This window comes from Pseudomonas sp. HC1(2025) (assembly GCF_058742075.1).
In genome coordinates, this window is the sequence record NZ_CP196017.1 from 3004631 (window position 1) to 3019793 (window position 15163).

16 protein-coding genes are annotated in these 15163 nt (G+C 59.9%); 11 read left to right on the forward strand and 5 right to left on the reverse strand.

The features are described 5' to 3' along the window. The first annotated feature begins 119 nt into the window (after positions 1–119). The 6 genes from fapA (at position 120) to fapF (ending at position 4822) form a co-directional block, all read left to right on the forward strand. Positions 120–578, forward strand: coding sequence for a fibril amyloid chaperone protein FapA (gene fapA, locus ACSSVH_RS13480; protein WP_169951899.1), 459 nt, complete (start codon positions 120–122; stop codon positions 576–578). Continuing rightward, positions 575–1123 carry a fibril amyloid subunit FapB gene (fapB, locus tag ACSSVH_RS13485; RefSeq protein ID WP_492633304.1) on the forward strand — a complete coding sequence of 183 codons (549 nt, stop codon included), beginning with the start codon at positions 575–577 and terminating at the stop codon, positions 1121–1123. The genes fapA and fapB overlap by 4 nt, the downstream gene beginning before the upstream one ends. A 119-nt stretch (positions 1124–1242) precedes the next feature. After that, positions 1243–1947 carry an amyloid-like fimbrin subunit FapC gene (gene fapC, locus ACSSVH_RS13490; RefSeq protein WP_492633305.1) on the forward strand — a complete coding sequence of 235 codons (705 nt, stop codon included), beginning with the start codon at positions 1243–1245 and terminating at the stop codon, positions 1945–1947. A gap of 59 nt (positions 1948–2006) precedes the next feature. Next, positions 2007–2687 (forward strand): fibril amyloid maturation endopeptidase FapD, encoded by a 681-nt coding sequence (gene fapD, locus ACSSVH_RS13495; RefSeq protein ID WP_170041332.1) that lies wholly within the window; start codon positions 2007–2009, stop codon positions 2685–2687. A gap of 37 nt (positions 2688–2724) precedes the next feature. Beyond that, on the forward strand, positions 2725–3471 hold the full coding sequence (gene fapE / locus ACSSVH_RS13500) for a fibril amyloid subunit FapE (RefSeq protein WP_492633306.1): 747 nt from the start codon (positions 2725–2727) through the stop codon (positions 3469–3471). A 49-nt stretch (positions 3472–3520) separates the two neighbouring features. Then, positions 3521–4822 (forward strand): fibril amyloid transporter FapF, encoded by a 1302-nt coding sequence (gene fapF / locus ACSSVH_RS13505; RefSeq protein WP_169951912.1) that lies wholly within the window; start codon positions 3521–3523, stop codon positions 4820–4822. Between the two features lie 83 nt (positions 4823–4905). Here fapF and ACSSVH_RS13510 read toward each other — a convergent pair whose 3' ends face one another. Beyond that, entirely contained in the window at positions 4906–6231 is a 1326-nt protein-coding gene (locus tag ACSSVH_RS13510) for a sigma-54 dependent transcriptional regulator (protein WP_169951915.1), read from the reverse strand. A gap of 341 nt (positions 6232–6572) precedes the next feature. Between ACSSVH_RS13510 and ACSSVH_RS13515 the strand changes: the two genes are divergently transcribed. Then, entirely contained in the window at positions 6573–6839 is a 267-nt protein-coding gene (locus ACSSVH_RS13515) for a hypothetical protein (protein ID WP_170057275.1), read from the forward strand. A gap of 216 nt (positions 6840–7055) precedes the next feature. Beyond that, positions 7056–8558 (forward strand): sodium/proton antiporter NhaB, encoded by a 1503-nt coding sequence (gene nhaB / locus ACSSVH_RS13520; RefSeq protein WP_169951931.1) that lies wholly within the window; start codon positions 7056–7058, stop codon positions 8556–8558. Here the strand turns inward: nhaB and ACSSVH_RS13525 are convergent. Genes ACSSVH_RS13525 through gnd form a run of 3 tightly spaced genes read right to left on the reverse strand, consistent with a single transcriptional unit; the run spans position 8546 to position 11867 of the window. Then, complete coding sequence (locus ACSSVH_RS13525) at positions 8546–9370, reverse strand: HAD family hydrolase (protein ID WP_492633307.1); 825 nt, start codon at positions 9368–9370, stop codon at positions 8546–8548. The genes nhaB and ACSSVH_RS13525 overlap by 13 nt on opposite strands. Continuing rightward, positions 9367–10890, reverse strand: coding sequence for a glucose-6-phosphate dehydrogenase (gene zwf, locus ACSSVH_RS13530; protein WP_492633308.1), 1524 nt, complete (start codon positions 10888–10890; stop codon positions 9367–9369). Before zwf ends, ACSSVH_RS13525 begins: the two co-directional genes overlap by 4 nt. Further along, positions 10887–11867, reverse strand: a complete 981-nt coding sequence (gene gnd / locus ACSSVH_RS13535) for a phosphogluconate dehydrogenase (NAD(+)-dependent, decarboxylating) (RefSeq protein WP_169951938.1) — start codon at positions 11865–11867, stop codon at positions 10887–10889. The genes zwf and gnd overlap by 4 nt, the downstream gene beginning before the upstream one ends. A gap of 281 nt (positions 11868–12148) precedes the next feature. Between gnd and ACSSVH_RS13540 the strand changes: the two genes are divergently transcribed. The 3 genes from ACSSVH_RS13540 (at position 12149) to ACSSVH_RS13550 (ending at position 14547) form a co-directional block, all read left to right on the forward strand. Then, on the forward strand, positions 12149–12298 hold the full coding sequence (locus tag ACSSVH_RS13540) for a DUF6026 family protein (protein WP_222931746.1): 150 nt from the start codon (positions 12149–12151) through the stop codon (positions 12296–12298). Positions 12299–12445: 147 nt separating this feature from the next. Beyond that, positions 12446–14191 (forward strand): phosphoethanolamine transferase CptA, encoded by a 1746-nt coding sequence (locus ACSSVH_RS13545; protein WP_170041328.1) that lies wholly within the window; start codon positions 12446–12448, stop codon positions 14189–14191. A 134-nt stretch (positions 14192–14325) separates the two neighbouring features. Continuing rightward, the gene (locus ACSSVH_RS13550; protein ID WP_170041327.1) at positions 14326–14547 is read left to right on the forward strand and encodes a hypothetical protein; all 222 of its coding nucleotides are present in this window, start codon (positions 14326–14328) and stop codon (positions 14545–14547) included. Between the two features lie 43 nt (positions 14548–14590). Here ACSSVH_RS13550 and ACSSVH_RS13555 read toward each other — a convergent pair whose 3' ends face one another. Further along, a complete protein-coding gene (locus ACSSVH_RS13555) occupies positions 14591–15082 on the reverse strand; it encodes a GNAT family N-acetyltransferase (protein ID WP_169951944.1) in 492 nt (163 codons plus the stop codon). Positions 15083–15163 lie beyond the last annotated feature (81 nt).

Consider the following 15163-nt stretch of genomic DNA (forward strand, 5'->3'; position numbering starts at 1 on the left):
CCGCCCTGCCATACATCCCAAGCCTTTGAAAAAGCTGCAAATATAAAAAACGGCACAGCTCCTGCTCTATTCCCTACAGCGCTGTTTAGGGTCAGCGTCATAGAACAAGGAATGATGCCGTGGCAACTCTCAATCAAGGCTCCATAGGCCTACTGCTGATCAGCTGTGTACTCAGCGCCAGTGTGAGCCTGCCCGCCTCTGCGCAGGACGGCATCATCGTTACAGGTCGCAATGTGCAAGGGTTCATGGTCGGCCGGCCTGCGTTTGGCAAGGACCCGTACCCTTCCACCGCCAATGCCAACCCCAGCCAACAGATCCTGCGCGCTACCGGTAGCGAACTCAGCGATAACGATTTCGCCGGTGTCAGCAGCGGCTCGACCATCACCCGCGCCATCCTGCCTAACGGCGACCTCCCCGGCTTGAGCAATACCCTGGGCAACAGCTCGACTGGCCTGGGCGCCGGTGCCGCGGCCGGGCATGCCAGCGGCAACACCCTGGGCGGGCAGATCAGCGGCTCGATCGAGCGCGGCCTGGCACCGCTCAACAACATTGGCGCGATGATGGGGGTCCAGCCATGAATCGCGCGTGGCTGTTACTCAGCGTACTCGGCTGTTCGGCGACCATGGCCGACAGCAGCAACCAGGCCTCGATCGACAATACCGGCAAGCAGTACACCGGTGTGCTGTCGGTCAACCAGGCCGCCGGCAATCAACAACAGCAGATCAACAGTCGGGCGATCAGCCTCGGTGGCCAGGCCAGCGAGGCGCTGATCCAGAAACTCGACGGCAAGGTTGATCCCGCCCTGAACGCCAGCGCGGCGATCCAGGGCAGCTCATTTAGCAATGGCAACGGCATCCTGGGCGTCAACCAGGCGGCCGGCGCCAATAACCAGATGATCAATGCGGTGCGGATCAGCACAGGTCCGCAAAGCATCGATGACAGCGTCCTGTCGCAACAGAACATGACGTTGTTACCAGACTCACGATCCCCCTCTACCACTGGCAGCCGCCAGGTCGTTACCAGCGACCAGGCCTTCACCGGCAGCCGTGGAGTGGTACAGGTGAATCAGAGTGCAGGGGTGGGGAACCGAATGGCTAACACCCTCGGTGTGACTATCAAGTAACCCCTTGATAGGTGTTTGTTAGACCGTACCAACACTTAACCAACTAATTAGAAGCAAGGAGATACACCATGAAACCTACAATGGCTCTCAAACCACTGGTTTTCGCTCTGGCTGCGCTCATGGCTGTTGCTGCACAGGCAGGTCCTGCCGAAAAATGGAAACCAACCCCAGCGCCAACCGGCACCGTGGCCGCTGCCGTGACCGACACCCAAGTGAGCAAGGACAACAAGTTCGACGACACCAAGACCCTCAACAACGCCGGGGCCAACGGTTCGCTGAGCAGCAGCAAAGGCAACCTGGGCGCCAACATCGCGGCGGGTTCGGGCAACCAGCAAGATAACGCTGCGGCAATCACCAGCAGCGCTGATGATGATATTAAAAGTACCTTCGCTTTGGCCGATATCTATCAAGAAAGCAAAGACAACAAGTTCACCAACAAAGGCACGCAAAACAATGCTTCGCTGGTCAACTCGGCCAACAACAGCTCCGGCAACGTCGGTGTCAACGTGGCGGCCGGTCAAGGCAACCAACAGAAAAACAACCTGGCAATCGTGACGGCTGACGGCAAAAACGTCGCGGCTGCCTCGAACACCGAACAAGTGTCCCTGGATAACCACTTCCTCAACGAAGCGGCCTCCAAACACAGCTACAAGCCTCAGTATGTGGTCAACAACGCTGGCCTGCTCAACTCCGCCAACAACGCCTCGGGCAACATCGGCGTGAACGTGGCAGCGGGTTCGGGCAACCAACAAAGCAACACCCTCACCCTGGGCAGCGGCTGCACCGTCTGCGCAGCGGGCACTGGCAGCAAACTGGCGTTCTGATGCAACGGGGCCTTGGCAACAAGGCCCTTTTTATTTCCAGTGTCCATCAGGTCATGATCATGCGCCTCGCGACGCTTTGCCTTCTGTTATTGCTCGCCGGCCCCTCGTGGGCAGGGCAAATGGCGATTTCCGCCATGCCCGGCGGTGCAGTGATTTTCAAGAAGGTCGAGAGCATCCGCGAACGCCGGTTCGCCAACCTGGTGGAACAGAAAACCGATTTCAGCTGTGGTGCTGCGGCACTCGCTACCATCCTGCGCCAGGCCTATTGGCTGGACGTGGATGAAGAACACATCATCAAGGGCATGCTGATCAACGCTGACCAGGACCTGGTACGCACCCAGGGCTTTTCCATGCTGGACATGAAGCGTTATCTGGAGAGCATCGGCATGCGCGCCCGGGGCTACAAGATCGGACCCGACACCCTGCTGACGGTGAAGATCCCGGTGGTGGTGCTGGTGGAGATCCGTGGCTACAAGCACTTTGTGGTGATGCAGCGGGCTGAAAAAGACTGGGTCTACATCGGCGATCCGGTACTGGGCAACAAGCGCCTTTCGCGGGATGACTTCCTCGCAGGCTGGAATGGCATCGTCTTCGCCGTACTCGGTGAAGGCTATGACAAGACCAACGCCCTGCTCGATCCCCCCACGCCGTTGACCGCCAAGACCAAAATGAACGAGTTCCGGCCCGTGGGCGACGCCGAGCTGATGGACTTCGGTTTCATCCAGAGCGACTTCTTCTAGAAGCGCCATAAGGGGCAGGATGCCCCAGGAGCAGATGATGAACACTTCCCGTTGGCTCACGGCCCTATGCCTGGCAGCCTCGATGCCTGCTTATGCCTCATCGGCGTTCAAGCCCATTGAAATGAACGACGCGGAACTGGCTGAACTGCGCGGCCGCTTCGTGATGCCGGGGCGGATTGTCAGTTTCGGCATTGTCATGAGCACCACCTGGACCAATGCGGCGGGTGACACCAGTACGGTGAGCGCCAACATGCATATCGACTCGTCCACGATCACCCCGCAATTCTATGTGCAATCCACCGGTTCGGTGGGTAACGGCACCAACCGCGACCCGGGCACCGGCACCGTGGTCGGTGGCGCCGGGCTGGGCAGCGGCCAGGGCGTGACCCAGACCGTACGCGCCGCAGGCGATGGCAACACGGCGTACAACAACGTCGGGATCAATGTCAGTGAAAACGGCCTGTCGCCGGCCAACGTCGCGCAATCAGGGCATGCGTTGATGGCGGGCGGCTCGTTCACCACAGACAGCGCGGCGGGCCGGGTCAGTGTGTCCGCCAACAATGGCGGCGTGCAAATGGCCATCGCAGCCCATAACAACCAGGGTAATGCGTTGCAGCAGATCGGCGCCGGCAACGTGCTGCAAGGCACGGTTTTGCAAGGCAACAGCAACTTCGTCAATAACATGACCCAGCTCAATGTCGCGCTTGGCAGCAATGGCCTGAGCGCCGGGGCATTGAACTGCAATCTGGATCAACTCAAGGGCCTACGCACACTCGGTTATTGAACTACGCTGACCCTCGACACTTACGCATTAGAAAAGGACGGCTTATTTCATGCATCGATCGTTATCACTACGTGCCGTTGTCTGTTTAAGTACGCTCTTGCCGGCGAGTCTGTTGTACGCAGCGCCAGACGCGGATATCGAAACCCTCAAACAAGAACTGCTGGAGCTCAAGCAGCGCTACGAAGTACAACAAAAGGCCCTGGCGGTCCTCGAGCAACGGGTACGCCAGGTAGAAGACCAGCCCGCGACGCCAGCCCCCAAACGCCTGGCCAAGTCGCCGGCAGACTTCAAGCAGAGCGGCAGCACCGTGGCGGCCAGCGGCGCCAAGGACAGCAAGGGCGCTGCAGCCGGCGGCAGTTCCTATGGGCAATCGCTCAAGGATGATTCAGAGCCAGCACAAAGCGTGAGCAACTTGTATAACGAAGCCAGCGGTTTCTTCGGCAACGGCAAGTTCAGTTTTGAAACCGGCATCACCTACGCCCGCTACGACGCCCGACAGTTGACCCTCAACGGGTTCCTGGCGCTGGATTCGATCTTCCTCGGCAATATCAACCTGGACCGCATCAAGGCGGATAACTGGACCCTGGACTTGACCGGGCGCTACAACCTCGACAACCGCTGGCAGTTCGACGTCAACGTGCCAGTGGTGTACCGCGAGTCGACCTACCAGTCCGGGGGCGCCAGTGGCGGTGACCCGCAGGCCACTTCCGAAGAGAGCGTGAGCCGGGATCCGACCATCGGCGACGTCAACTTCGGGATTGCCTACAAGTTCCTCGACGAATCGCCGACGATGCCCGATGCCGTGGTGTCGGTCCGCGTCAAAGCCCCCACCGGCAAGGAGCCTTTCGGGATCAAGCTGGTGCGCTCGACGGCCAACGACAACCTGTACGTGCCGGAGAACCTGCCCACCGGCAACGGCGTATGGTCGATCACCCCGGGGCTCTCCCTGGTCAAGACCTTCGACCCGGCCGTGCTGTTCGGTTCGATTTCCTACACCCACAATTTCGAGGGCTCGTTTGACGACATCAGCAGTGACGTCAACCAGAACATCGGTGGCAAAGTGCGCCTGGGCGACAGCTTCCAGTTGGGCGTGGGCGTGGCGTTTGCCCTCAACGAGCGCATGAGTATGTCGTTCTCGGTGTCGGACCTGATCCAGCGCAAGAGCAAGCTCAAGCCTGATGGCGGTGATTGGCAGTCGATTGTGTCCAGTGACGCCAATGCCGGGTATTTCAACGTCGGCATGACCATTGCCGCCAGCGAAAACCTGACCATCGTGCCCAACCTGGCTATCGGCATGACCGATGACGCACCAGACTTCACCTTCAGCCTGAAATTCCCGTACTACTTCTAAACGCTCCTACAGGGAATGGTGAGTTTGAGAAAAGGAAAAGCCCCGCCGCGATAAGGGTCGCGACGGGGCTTTTTTTACCCGCCCTAGCGGATCTGGTGTTTGTGCAGCAACCGGTAGAAAGTCGGCCGGGAAACCCCCAGCACCCGTGCGGCAACGCTCAGGTTGTCGCTATGGCGGTTCAGCACATCGCACAACGCCTGGCGTTCGGCGCGGTGCTTGTAGTCTTCCAGTGTCGCCATGGGCAGCACGATTGCCTGCTGGCTTTGCAAACCCAGGTCGGCCGCTTCGATTTGCCGCCCTTCGGCCAGCACCAGGCCGCGCCGCACCCGGTTCGCCAGCTCGCGTACATTGCCCGGCCAACCATGCTTGCCCATGGCGACCAACGCGTCCTCGCTGAAACTGCGCGGCCGGCGCCCGGTCTCCTGGCTGTAGAACCTGGAAAAATGATTGGCCAGCATCCCCACATCGCCATGCCGCTCGCGCAACGGTGCGGTGACCACTTGCAGGACATTGAGCCGGTAGTACAAATCTTCACGGAAGGTGCCCTTCTCGATGGCCGCTTCCAGGTCGACGTGAGTCGCCGCCAGCACCCTGACATCCACCGGGATCGGCTGGCTGCCACCCACCCGCTCGATATGCTTTTCCTGAAGAAAGCGCAACAGGTTGGCTTGCAACTCCATCGGCAGGTCACCGATCTCATCGAGGAACAGCGTGCCGCCATTGGCCGCTTCGATGCGGCCGATCTTGCGTTGATGGGCGCCGGTGAATGCGCCCTTTTCATGGCCAAACAGCTCGGACTGGATCAAATGCTCGGGGATCGCCCCGCAATTGATCGCCACAAAGGGCTTGGCGTGGCGCTGGGATTGGCGGTGCAGGGTCTTGGCCACCAGTTCCTTGCCGGTGCCGCTGTCGCCACGGATCAAAATCGGCGACTCGGTGGGCGCCAGTTTCGCCAGCAGCTTGCGCAACTCGCGGATCGGCCGGCTATCACCCAACAGCTCATGCTCCGGCTCGTCCACATGGGTCACGCCTTTGCCCCTTAGCCTCGCCATGCCAAAGGCGCGGCCCAGGGTGACCTGGACGCGCGACACATCGAACGGCAAGGTATGGAAGTCAAAAAACCATTCGCACACAAAGTCGCCAACATTTTGCAGGCGCAGCATCTCGGGGCTGAGCACGGCAATCCATTCGGTGCCGCTGCGACTGATCAGTTCCTTGACCGCTTCGGGCCGCTGCAGGTGAAAAGGCTGCAGGCGCAACAGCCCTACATCACAGGTTCGCTCGCCCAGCGCCTCCAGGGCACAGCTGTCGACATCCCAGCCAGCCGCCCGCAAACCAGGCAATAACTGGTGGCAGTCGTCACAGGGATCGACCACAAGCAAGCGACGCAGGGCTGGTGTAACGACCATGACTATTCCTTGGCGTCAAAATCATTAAAGTTATTTAGAAACAACAGTTTGGGCGAGCTGCTCATAACCCTAGCAAGATCTTGACACTACCCTTGTATCGTTTCGCGATAAAACCCTAACCGATACAGCGTTTAGCGATCAAGCCCCGCGACGAACACTACTGCAATCTTTCATTCACCTTTCAAAATCACGCCTTACATGACGTTAATCACGAAAAGTTGAATTTTCTTGCTCTAACATGTGACCCGTACCCTGTCATCGTGCATCAGTACAGGTACTAGCCGAACGGTAAGCCCAACCGACGGCACATCTTTTGATTGGGCACTTAGAGAGAAGACCCCATGAACGCCCCGCTCCGTTTCAACGAAGCACTGCTGATCGCCGGCCATGCCTTTGAACCCTTTCAATGCGTAGCCTGGGCACTACAAGACGGTACTGGCGCACTTAGCCTGGCCGTGATCGACCGCACCGAAACCCGCATCGGGCGCAAACTGATTTCCAGCAGCACCTACTCCGATCCAGAGCAACTGGAAGCCCTGCTGCTGCAAGCCCGCGCCGAATTGAATGGCGAAGGTTATCAACTTCAATCCTGGGCAATGCCCAAGTAAGTTAACGCAGCTACTGCGACATACCGTCGCTTCTTATATCGGCTGCAACTTGTTAAGACTATTAAACCTGTGGCGAGTGAGTTCAACCCTCGCCACGTGTTTTGGGTGCCTGAAACTTTCGTATCGCCCTTCTTTATATAGCAGCCATGCCATGATCACTTGATCTTCCAGTGAGCCTCGGGCACCTTGCGCACTTCTCGCCCCCAGGAGCACCCCATGTCCGGATCAATGGCCCAGGCCTTCGCCCATAACTTCCTTGGGCACTCGCCTCGTTGGTACAAGGCCTGCATTCTCGCGTTCCTGATCCTCAACCCCTTGGTGCTCTGGGTATTCGGCCCGGTGACCGCCGGCTGGCTCCTAGTGGCCCAGTTCATTTTCACCCTGGCCATGGCGCTGCACTGCTACCCGTTGATGCCCGGCGGGCTGTTGATGGTCGAGGCGCTGTTGCTGCGCATGACCACGCCCCAGGCGCTGTACGACGAGTTGCTGCATAACTTCCCGGTGATCCTGCTGCTGATGTTCATGGTGGCGGGTATCTACTTTATGAAGGACTTGCTGCTGTTCCTGTTTTCGCGCCTGCTGCTGGGCGTACGCTCCAAGGCGCTGCTGGGGCTGATGTTCTGCTTTTTGTCGGCCTTCCTGTCCGCCTTTCTCGATGCCTTGACGGTGACTGCGGTGATTATCAGTGCCGCCGTGGGCTTCTATTCGGTGTATCACCGCGTGGCATCGGGCAATGATCCGCGCCAGGACAGCCAGTACAGCGACGATCGCCATCTGCCCAGCTTGCACCACGCCGACCTTGAGCAATTTCGCGCCTTCCTGCGCAGCCTGTTGATGCACGGCGCCGTCGGTACCGCCCTCGGCGGTGTGTGTACCTTGGTAGGCGAGCCACAGAACCTGTTGATCGGCCATGAGATGGGCTGGAATTTCAGCCAGTTCTTCCAGCGCATTGCCCCGGTATCGCTGCCGGTGCTGGTAGCGGGCCTGGTCACCTGCGTGCTGCTGGAAAAACTGCGCTGGTTTGGCTACGGCACGCTACTGCCGGACAACGTGCGCCAGGTGCTGGCCGATTACGCCCGTGAAGACAACGCCGAACGCACCCCACGCCAGCGGGCAGCGCTGATTGTCCAGGGCCTGGCTGCACTGATCCTGATCGCCGGCCTGGCCTTTCATGTCGCCGAGGTTGGCTTGATCGGCCTGCTGGTGATCGTGCTGATCACCGCCTTTACCGGGATTACCGAAGAACATCGCATCGGCAATGCCTTCAAGGACGCCCTGCCCTTTACCGCGTTGCTGGTGGTGTTTTTCGCGGTGGTCGCGGTGATTCATGATCAGCAGCTATTTACCCCATTGATCCAATGGGTACTGGCACTGCCCGCCGAACAACAGCCGGGCATGCTGTTTATTGCCAATGGCCTGTTATCCGCCATCAGCGACAACGTGTTCGTGGCGACGATCTATATCACCGAGGTCAAGCAGGCGTTTGTGTCCGGCCATATGAGCCGCGAGCATTTCGAGACCCTGGCCATTGCGATCAACACCGGGACCAACCTGCCCAGCGTGGCGACACCCAATGGCCAGGCGGCATTCCTGTTTTTGCTGACGTCGGCGATTGCGCCGCTGATCCGCCTGTCCTACGGGCGCATGGTGTGGATGGCGCTGCCGTACACCGTGGTGATGGGCGTGCTGGGCTGGTATGCGGTCAGTTACTGGCTGTGAAGGATAAACCGCTCAATTGCCTGGGCGGCGCCGTCCTCGATATTGCTGCCGGTGACCACATCGGCCTGACGCTTGACCGCCTCTTCGGCCTGGCCCATGGCAATCGATAACCCGGCCACCTGGAACATCGCCGGGTCATTGCCGCCATCGCCGATGGCCGCTGTGTGCTCCAGCGCCACGCCAAGATGAGCGGCCAGGGTTTTCAGGGCATCGCCCTTGTTGGCCTGCATCGCGGTGATATCGAGATACACCGGCTGCGAACGCGAGACCTCGGCCAGTCCTGCGACCTTGGGCTGCAACTGCGCCTCCAGTTCAATCAACAACTGGGCATTGGCGCTGGCGGCGACGATCTTGTCGATCCGCCCCAGGACCGGCCCGAAACTCTCCACCACCACCGGCGCATAGCCCAAGCCATGCTGTTCCCGAGGCACCATGGGACCCGCAGGATCACGCAGCAGCCAGTCGCCATCGGCAAACACCCAGATTTCTACTTCGGGTTGATCGCCTAACAGCGCCAACGTGATCAACGCGGCTTCTTCTGGCAGATGGTGCGCGACCAGGATGCTGCCATCGGGGTTGACCAGGGTGCCGCCATTGAACCCGGCCGTGGGCACGTCGACGCCCAATGCTTCGATCTGCTGCAACATCGCCCTGGGCGGCCGCCCGGTGGCCAGGCTGAAAAACACCCCGGCCTCGCGCAGCGCACGCACGGCGTCGATGGTGCGCTGGCTGAGGCTGTGATCGGGCAACAACAAGGTGCCGTCCATATCACTCAACAAAAAACGGATGGGTTGAATCGCGGCCTCACTCATCCGAGGCTATGCCAGGCGCGGCCATCGCGAGCCAGTAACTCATCTGCCGCCGCCGGGCCATCTTCGCCGGCCTTGTAGGCCTGGATCCCGTCGTCTTCCTGCCATGCATCGAGAAACGGCTGCACCGCACGCCAGCCGTTTTCGATGTTGTCCGCGCGCTGGAACAGCGTCTGGTCACCGGTCAGGCAGTCGTAGATCAGGGTTTCGTAGCCGGTGGACGGCTGCATCTCGAAGAAATCCTTGTAGGCAAAGCCCAGTTGGATGTTGGCCATGTCCAGGGTCGGCCCGGGCTTTTTCGCCAGCAAGTCGAACCACATGCCTTCATTGGGCTGGATCTGGATCTTCAGGTAGGTCGGCTTGAGTTCATCGACGTCGGTGTCGCGAAACTGCGCATAGGGCGCCGGCTTGAAGCAGATGACGATTTCGGTGTCGCGCACGCTCATGCGCTTGCCGGTGCGCAGGTAGAACGGCACGCCGACCCAACGCCAGTTGTCGATCATCACCTTGAGGGCCACGAAGGTCTCGGTGCTGCTGTCCGGCGCCACATTGGCCTCTTGCCGATAGCCAGGCAGCGCCTTGCCGCCGATTTCGCCGGCGGTGTACTGGCCGCGTACCGAGTTGGCCCGCGCATCCTCCAGGGACCAAGGGCGCACCGCGCCAATCACCTTGGCCTTCTCGCCGCGTACCGCGTCGGCGCCAAAGGCAGCGGGTGGCTCCATGGCAATCATTGCCAACAGCTGGAACAGGTGGTTGGGCACCATATCGCGCAGGGTGCCCGTGTTCTCGAAGAAACTGCCCCGGGTTTCCACGCCGACCGTTTCGGCAGCAGTGATCTGCACGTGGTCAATGTAGTGGTTGTTCCAGAACGCTTCGAACAGCACGTTGGAAAAACGGCTGATCAGGATGTTCTGTACCGTTTCCTTGCCCAGGTAATGGTCGATGCGATAGATCTGCTTTTCGCTCATGACCTTGAGCAGGCAGGCATTCAGCGCCTCGGCGGTGGCCAGGTCGGAGCCGAACGGCTTTTCGATCACCACGCGGCGGAAAGCCTCGGGGCTTTCCTCCAGCAGGTTGGCCCGGCCCAGGCGCTGCACCACTTCACTGAAGAAGCGCGGCGCGGTGGCCAGGTAGAACACCGCGTTGCCAGTGCCGCTGCCGGCGATTTTGCTGGCGATGTCGGCATAGGTGCCGTCGTCCAGGAAATCGCCCTGCACGTAGCTGATGCCCTTGGCCAACTGGGCCCACAATTGTGGGTCCAGTGCATGTTCGGCATTGCCCTTGACCTTGCTCGCGGCTTCGGTGCGGATGAAGTCTTCTAGTTTCTTGGCGAAGTCGGCATCGCTGATAGCGTTGTGATCCACCCCGACAATCCGCAGGCCCTCGCCCAGCAGGCCATCGCGACTGAGGTTGTACAGCGCCGGCATCAGCAGGCGCTTGACCAGGTCGCCATGGGCGCCGAACAGGAACAAGGTAGTGGGTGGAGCGGGTTCGGCCTTGGGTTTCTTGCCGTTGACCGTCATTTTTTGGAAGTCTCCACATGGCCGCCGAAGCCAAAGCGCATGGCCGACAGCAGCTTGTCACCGTAGGTGCTTTGCTGGCGCGAACGGAACCGGGCGAACAACGAGTTGGACAGCACCGGTACCGGTACCGATTGCTCCATGGCCGCTTCGATGGTCCAGCGCCCTTCGCCGCTGTCGGCCACGGAACCGGAGTAACCGTCGAGCTTGGGGTCGGTCGCCAGGGCATCGGCCGTCAGGTCCAGCAACCAGGAGGATACGACGCTGCCACGGCGCCAGACTTCGGCGATATCGGCCACGTTCAGGTCAAAACGCTGTTCTGGCGGCAGGTTTTCCGAGTTCTTGGTCTTGAGAATGTCAAAACCTTCGGCAAACGCCTGCATCATTCCATACTCGATGCCGTTGTGGATCATCTTCACGAAGTGCCCGGAACCGGCTGGGCCGGCGTGGATATAGCCACGCTCGGCACGGTCGTCGGTGGCGGTACGGTCCTTGGTGCGCGGGATGTCGCCCAGGCCCGGGGCCAGGGTGGCGAAGATCGGGTCCAGGTGCTTGACGGTCTCGGCGTCGCCACCAATCATCATGCAGTAGCCACGCTCCAGGCCCCACACGCCACCGGAAGTGCCGACGTCGATGTAGTGCAGGCCCTTTTGCGCCAGGGCCTTGCCGCGACGCACGTCATCCTTGTAGAAGGTGTTGCCGCCGTCGATGATGACATCGCCGGGCTCCATCAATTGGCTCAGGTCGTTGATCGTGGTTTCAGTGGGTTCGCCCGCCGGCAACATGACCCAGACGGCCCGCGGCTTTTGCAGGCCGGCCACCAGGGCGGCCAGATCGGCAACGCCGGTCGCGCCCTCTTCACTCAAGCCTTTGACGAATGCTTCATTGCGGTCGTAGACCACGGTGGTATGCCCATTGAGCATCAAGCGGCGCGCAATATTCCCGCCCATGCGGCCTAGTCCAATAATCCCCAGTTGCATGTATTGATGCTCCCAACTACAAATAAAAAAATGTGTGACACAGTTTATAGCGCAATGACGAATTAGTCCGGCGCCAATCGCACTAGTTTCATCAGAAAAAGAGGCCATCGTTTCACCATCACCGCCTGAAAAGTCACAACGACCCTGAAAAATAAAAAAGTTCCATTGAGCTGAAAAAGAAATCAGAATCGCCCCCTGACTCCTGCCGAGGGCCTCGACTCAAGCGCTCTGGCACCGCGACACACCGGCTATTTGCGAGGTAAGCAATGCGCACTGCACAGATGACACGCCCGCCACAGACCCTCTACGTCACCGTCCGCCGCGACGAGTTGCGCCAGTTGAAAGACGAGCGTGAACAGTTGCAACAGGAAGTCATCCGTCTGCGCGCGCAGTTGCAGGCCCAGCTCGCGAATCAAGCCATCAGTTGCTGAGCCCTTGTAGGCGCTGGCCTGCCGGCGCCTTAAAGGATCGTTCCCTCAGATCCAACTCACGAAGTTTTCACCAGCCCTTCCCGATAATCCTCCGCCAGAACGCCGCCTCACGCATGGGCGGTGGTAATTATTGGGTTGGAGCGCTGCATGGCGATGTTCAAACGCAGCACGAAGTCTGCAAAAGGGTTTGATTGGGCAGGTTTTGGCTGGATGTTCCTGTTTTTCTGGTATTTCTCAGGCATTACCCAACTGCTGATCCAACTGACCGGCACCTCCGGTTTCAGTGGCTTCCGCCAGGCGTTCTTCATGAGCGCGCTGTGGTTGGCACCCATGCTGCTATTCCCACGTCGCGCCCGGCTGCTGGCCGGTTTGATCGGTGTTGTGTTGTGGGCCTGTTCCATGGCCAGCCTGGGCTATTTCTTTATTTACCAGCAGGAATTTTCCCAGAGCGTCATCTTCATCATGTTCGAGTCGAACATCTCTGAAGCCGGCGAGTACGCCACCCAGTATTTTGCCTGGTGGATCGTACTGGCCTTCATTGCGCACACCGCCCTGGCCATCTTCCTCTGGACCCGCATACGCCCGGTCTACCTGCCCCGGGGCCGGGCGATGGTCGCAGCCACCGCCATAGTGCTGGCGATCGTCGGTTATCCGCTGGCCAAGCAGATCGCTACCAACGACACCCTGGAGCGGGCCATCGATGGTTTCGAAACCCGTGTCGAACCTGCAGTGCCATGGCAGATGATCGTCGCCTATCGTCGCTACACCCAGCAGTTGAACAACATGCAGGGCATGCTCGACAACGTCAGCAAGATCCCGCCCCTGAGCAACTTCAAGGACAGCATGGCCGGCCAACCGTCGACGCTTGTGTTGGTGATCGGCGAGTCCACCAACCGCCAGCGCATGAGCCTCTACGGCTATCCCCGCAAGACCACGCCGGAGCTGGACAAGCTGCGTGACCAACTGGACGTGTTCGACAACGTCATCACCCCGCGCCCCTATACCATCGAGGCGCTGCAACAGGTGCTGACCTTTGCCGACGAAGAGCATCCAGACCTGTACCTCAAGACCCCATCCATCGTCAGCATGATGAAACAGGCCGGCTACAAGACTTTCTGGATCACCAACCAGCAGACCATGACCAAGCGCAACACCATGCTCACGACGTTCTCCGAGCAGGCCGACGAGCAGGTGTACCTCAACAACAACCGCAACCAGAACGCCCGCCAGTACGATGGCGACGTGCTGGAGCCGTTCTCCAAGGCCCTCGCCGACAAGGCCGAGCGCAAGCTGATCGTGGTGCACCTGCTGGGCACCCACATGAGCTACCAGTACCGCTACCCGCCAAGCTTCGACACTTTTACCGACCGCCAGGGCGTGCCGGACGGCGTGCGTGACGACCAGTTGCCGACCTACAACAGCTATGACAATGCGGTGCGCTACAACGACTTCGTGGTGTCGAGCCTGATCAAGGATTACGCCAAGACCGACCCCAATGGGTTCCTGCTGTACCTGTCCGACCACGGCGAGGATGTGTTCGACTCGGCAGGCCACGACACCCTGGGTCGCAACGAGGGCAAGCCGACGGCGCCGATGTACACCATCCCCTTCATGACCTGGGCCTCGCCGAAGTGGCGCGCTACCCACGACTGGAATATGCAGGGTGATGTGCAACGGCCGTACAGCAGTTCGCAGTTGATTCACACCTGGGCTGACCTGGCCGGCTTGAGCTTCGACGAACTGGACCGCAGCCGCAGCCTGGTCAGTGATAGCTTCAAGCCACGGCCGTTGCTGATTGGCGATCCCTACCAGCGTCCGCAGAAGGCCTTGATCGACTTCAGCCTGATCAAGCCCAAGGCCAGTACCGGCACCCAGAATGTGGTGCTGAAGTAAACGACCCCGCCCCTCACGTTAACTCTGGAGGGGCGTGACGTTAACCCGCACTTAATAAGCGTCCTACAAACTATTCCCATAAATCTGATCAGGGACGGTGCAGATACCGGTCACTTTTAATGGGAATACATGCGATGAAACTTTCCACCTTGATGCTCACCGGCCTGTTGGGCCTGACCTCCGCTGCGGCCTTCGCTGAAGGCGGCGGGGAACGCGTGAAGGAGCACTTCAACAACTTCAGCTTCGTCCAGAAGCAAATCCACGGCGATGCCGAACAGACCGCGGCTGCCGATGCCAAGGGCACTGAATCCGGATCTGCCGAACAGGCGCGGGACGCCGAGCAACCCAAGAGCTAACCCCACCCCCGATCATTCCCACGCAGAGCGTGGGAATGATCCGTTAGAGGACCTTGCTCCAGAACAGCATGCGGCCATGGGCCGGGTCGAAGATTGAGTCGTCGAACCCAAACTTGCGGTACGACGCCTGTGCCACGGCATTACCTTCCAACACTTCCAGGGTGATCTTGCAGCAACCACGCTGGCGGGCGATTTCCTCGACCTTTTGCAACATTTTCTGGCTCAGGCCCAGCCCCCGGAATGCTTCCTTGACGACCACGTCATGCACGTTGACCAGCGGCCGGCAGGCAAAGGTCGAGAACCCCTCGAAACAGTTGACCAACCCGGCCGGCTCCCCGCCGACAAAGGCCAGCACGCTGAACGCATGGGGGCGCTTGGCCAGTTCCGCCGGCAACTGTTGCAGCAGGTCGGCGGACAAGGCGTGGCCGCCGCCCATGGGGTCTTGTGCATAGTGGTTGAGCAACAGGCCAAGGGCCTCGGCGTGCACGGGGTTGCTGTAGCTGGCTTGCAGTACCAGTATTTCTGCGGCTTCCATTTCCTTCCTCGATAACTGCCCGGCAGGGATGAGCTCCCCGCAAAAGCTCGATTGTAAGCGCGGTGTAGGCGTTAGATGAAG

Excerpts from the sequence above, each read along its gene's own strand:
- ACSSVH_RS13540 (WP_222931746.1), top strand. The coding sequence starts at position 12,149 with ATGACACGCCCGCCACAGACCCTCTACGTCACCGTCCGCCGCGACGAG.
- fapF (WP_169951912.1), top strand. The coding sequence starts at position 3,521 with ATGCATCGATCGTTATCACTACGTGCCGTTGTCTGTTTAAGTACGCTC.
- ACSSVH_RS13550 (WP_170041327.1), top strand. The coding sequence starts at position 14,326 with ATGAAACTTTCCACCTTGATGCTCACCGGCCTGTTGGGCCTGACCTCC.
- ACSSVH_RS13555 (WP_169951944.1), bottom strand. The coding sequence starts at position 15,082 with ATGGAAGCCGCAGAAATACTGGTACTGCAAGCCAGCTACAGCAACCCC.
- ACSSVH_RS13525 (WP_492633307.1), bottom strand. The coding sequence starts at position 9,370 with ATGAGTGAGGCCGCGATTCAACCCATCCGTTTTTTGTTGAGTGATATG.
- zwf (WP_492633308.1), bottom strand. The coding sequence starts at position 10,890 with ATGACGGTCAACGGCAAGAAACCCAAGGCCGAACCCGCTCCACCCACT.
- fapE (WP_492633306.1), top strand. The coding sequence starts at position 2,725 with ATGAACACTTCCCGTTGGCTCACGGCCCTATGCCTGGCAGCCTCGATG.
- fapB (WP_492633304.1), top strand. The coding sequence starts at position 575 with ATGAATCGCGCGTGGCTGTTACTCAGCGTACTCGGCTGTTCGGCGACC.
- fapD (WP_170041332.1), top strand. The coding sequence starts at position 2,007 with ATGCGCCTCGCGACGCTTTGCCTTCTGTTATTGCTCGCCGGCCCCTCG.
- ACSSVH_RS13545 (WP_170041328.1), top strand. The coding sequence starts at position 12,446 with ATGGCGATGTTCAAACGCAGCACGAAGTCTGCAAAAGGGTTTGATTGG.
- ACSSVH_RS13515 (WP_170057275.1), top strand. The coding sequence starts at position 6,573 with ATGAACGCCCCGCTCCGTTTCAACGAAGCACTGCTGATCGCCGGCCAT.
- nhaB (WP_169951931.1), top strand. The coding sequence starts at position 7,056 with ATGTCCGGATCAATGGCCCAGGCCTTCGCCCATAACTTCCTTGGGCAC.
- fapC (WP_492633305.1), top strand. The coding sequence starts at position 1,243 with ATGGCTGTTGCTGCACAGGCAGGTCCTGCCGAAAAATGGAAACCAACC.
- gnd (WP_169951938.1), bottom strand. The coding sequence starts at position 11,867 with ATGCAACTGGGGATTATTGGACTAGGCCGCATGGGCGGGAATATTGCG.
- ACSSVH_RS13510 (WP_169951915.1), bottom strand. The coding sequence starts at position 6,231 with ATGGTCGTTACACCAGCCCTGCGTCGCTTGCTTGTGGTCGATCCCTGT.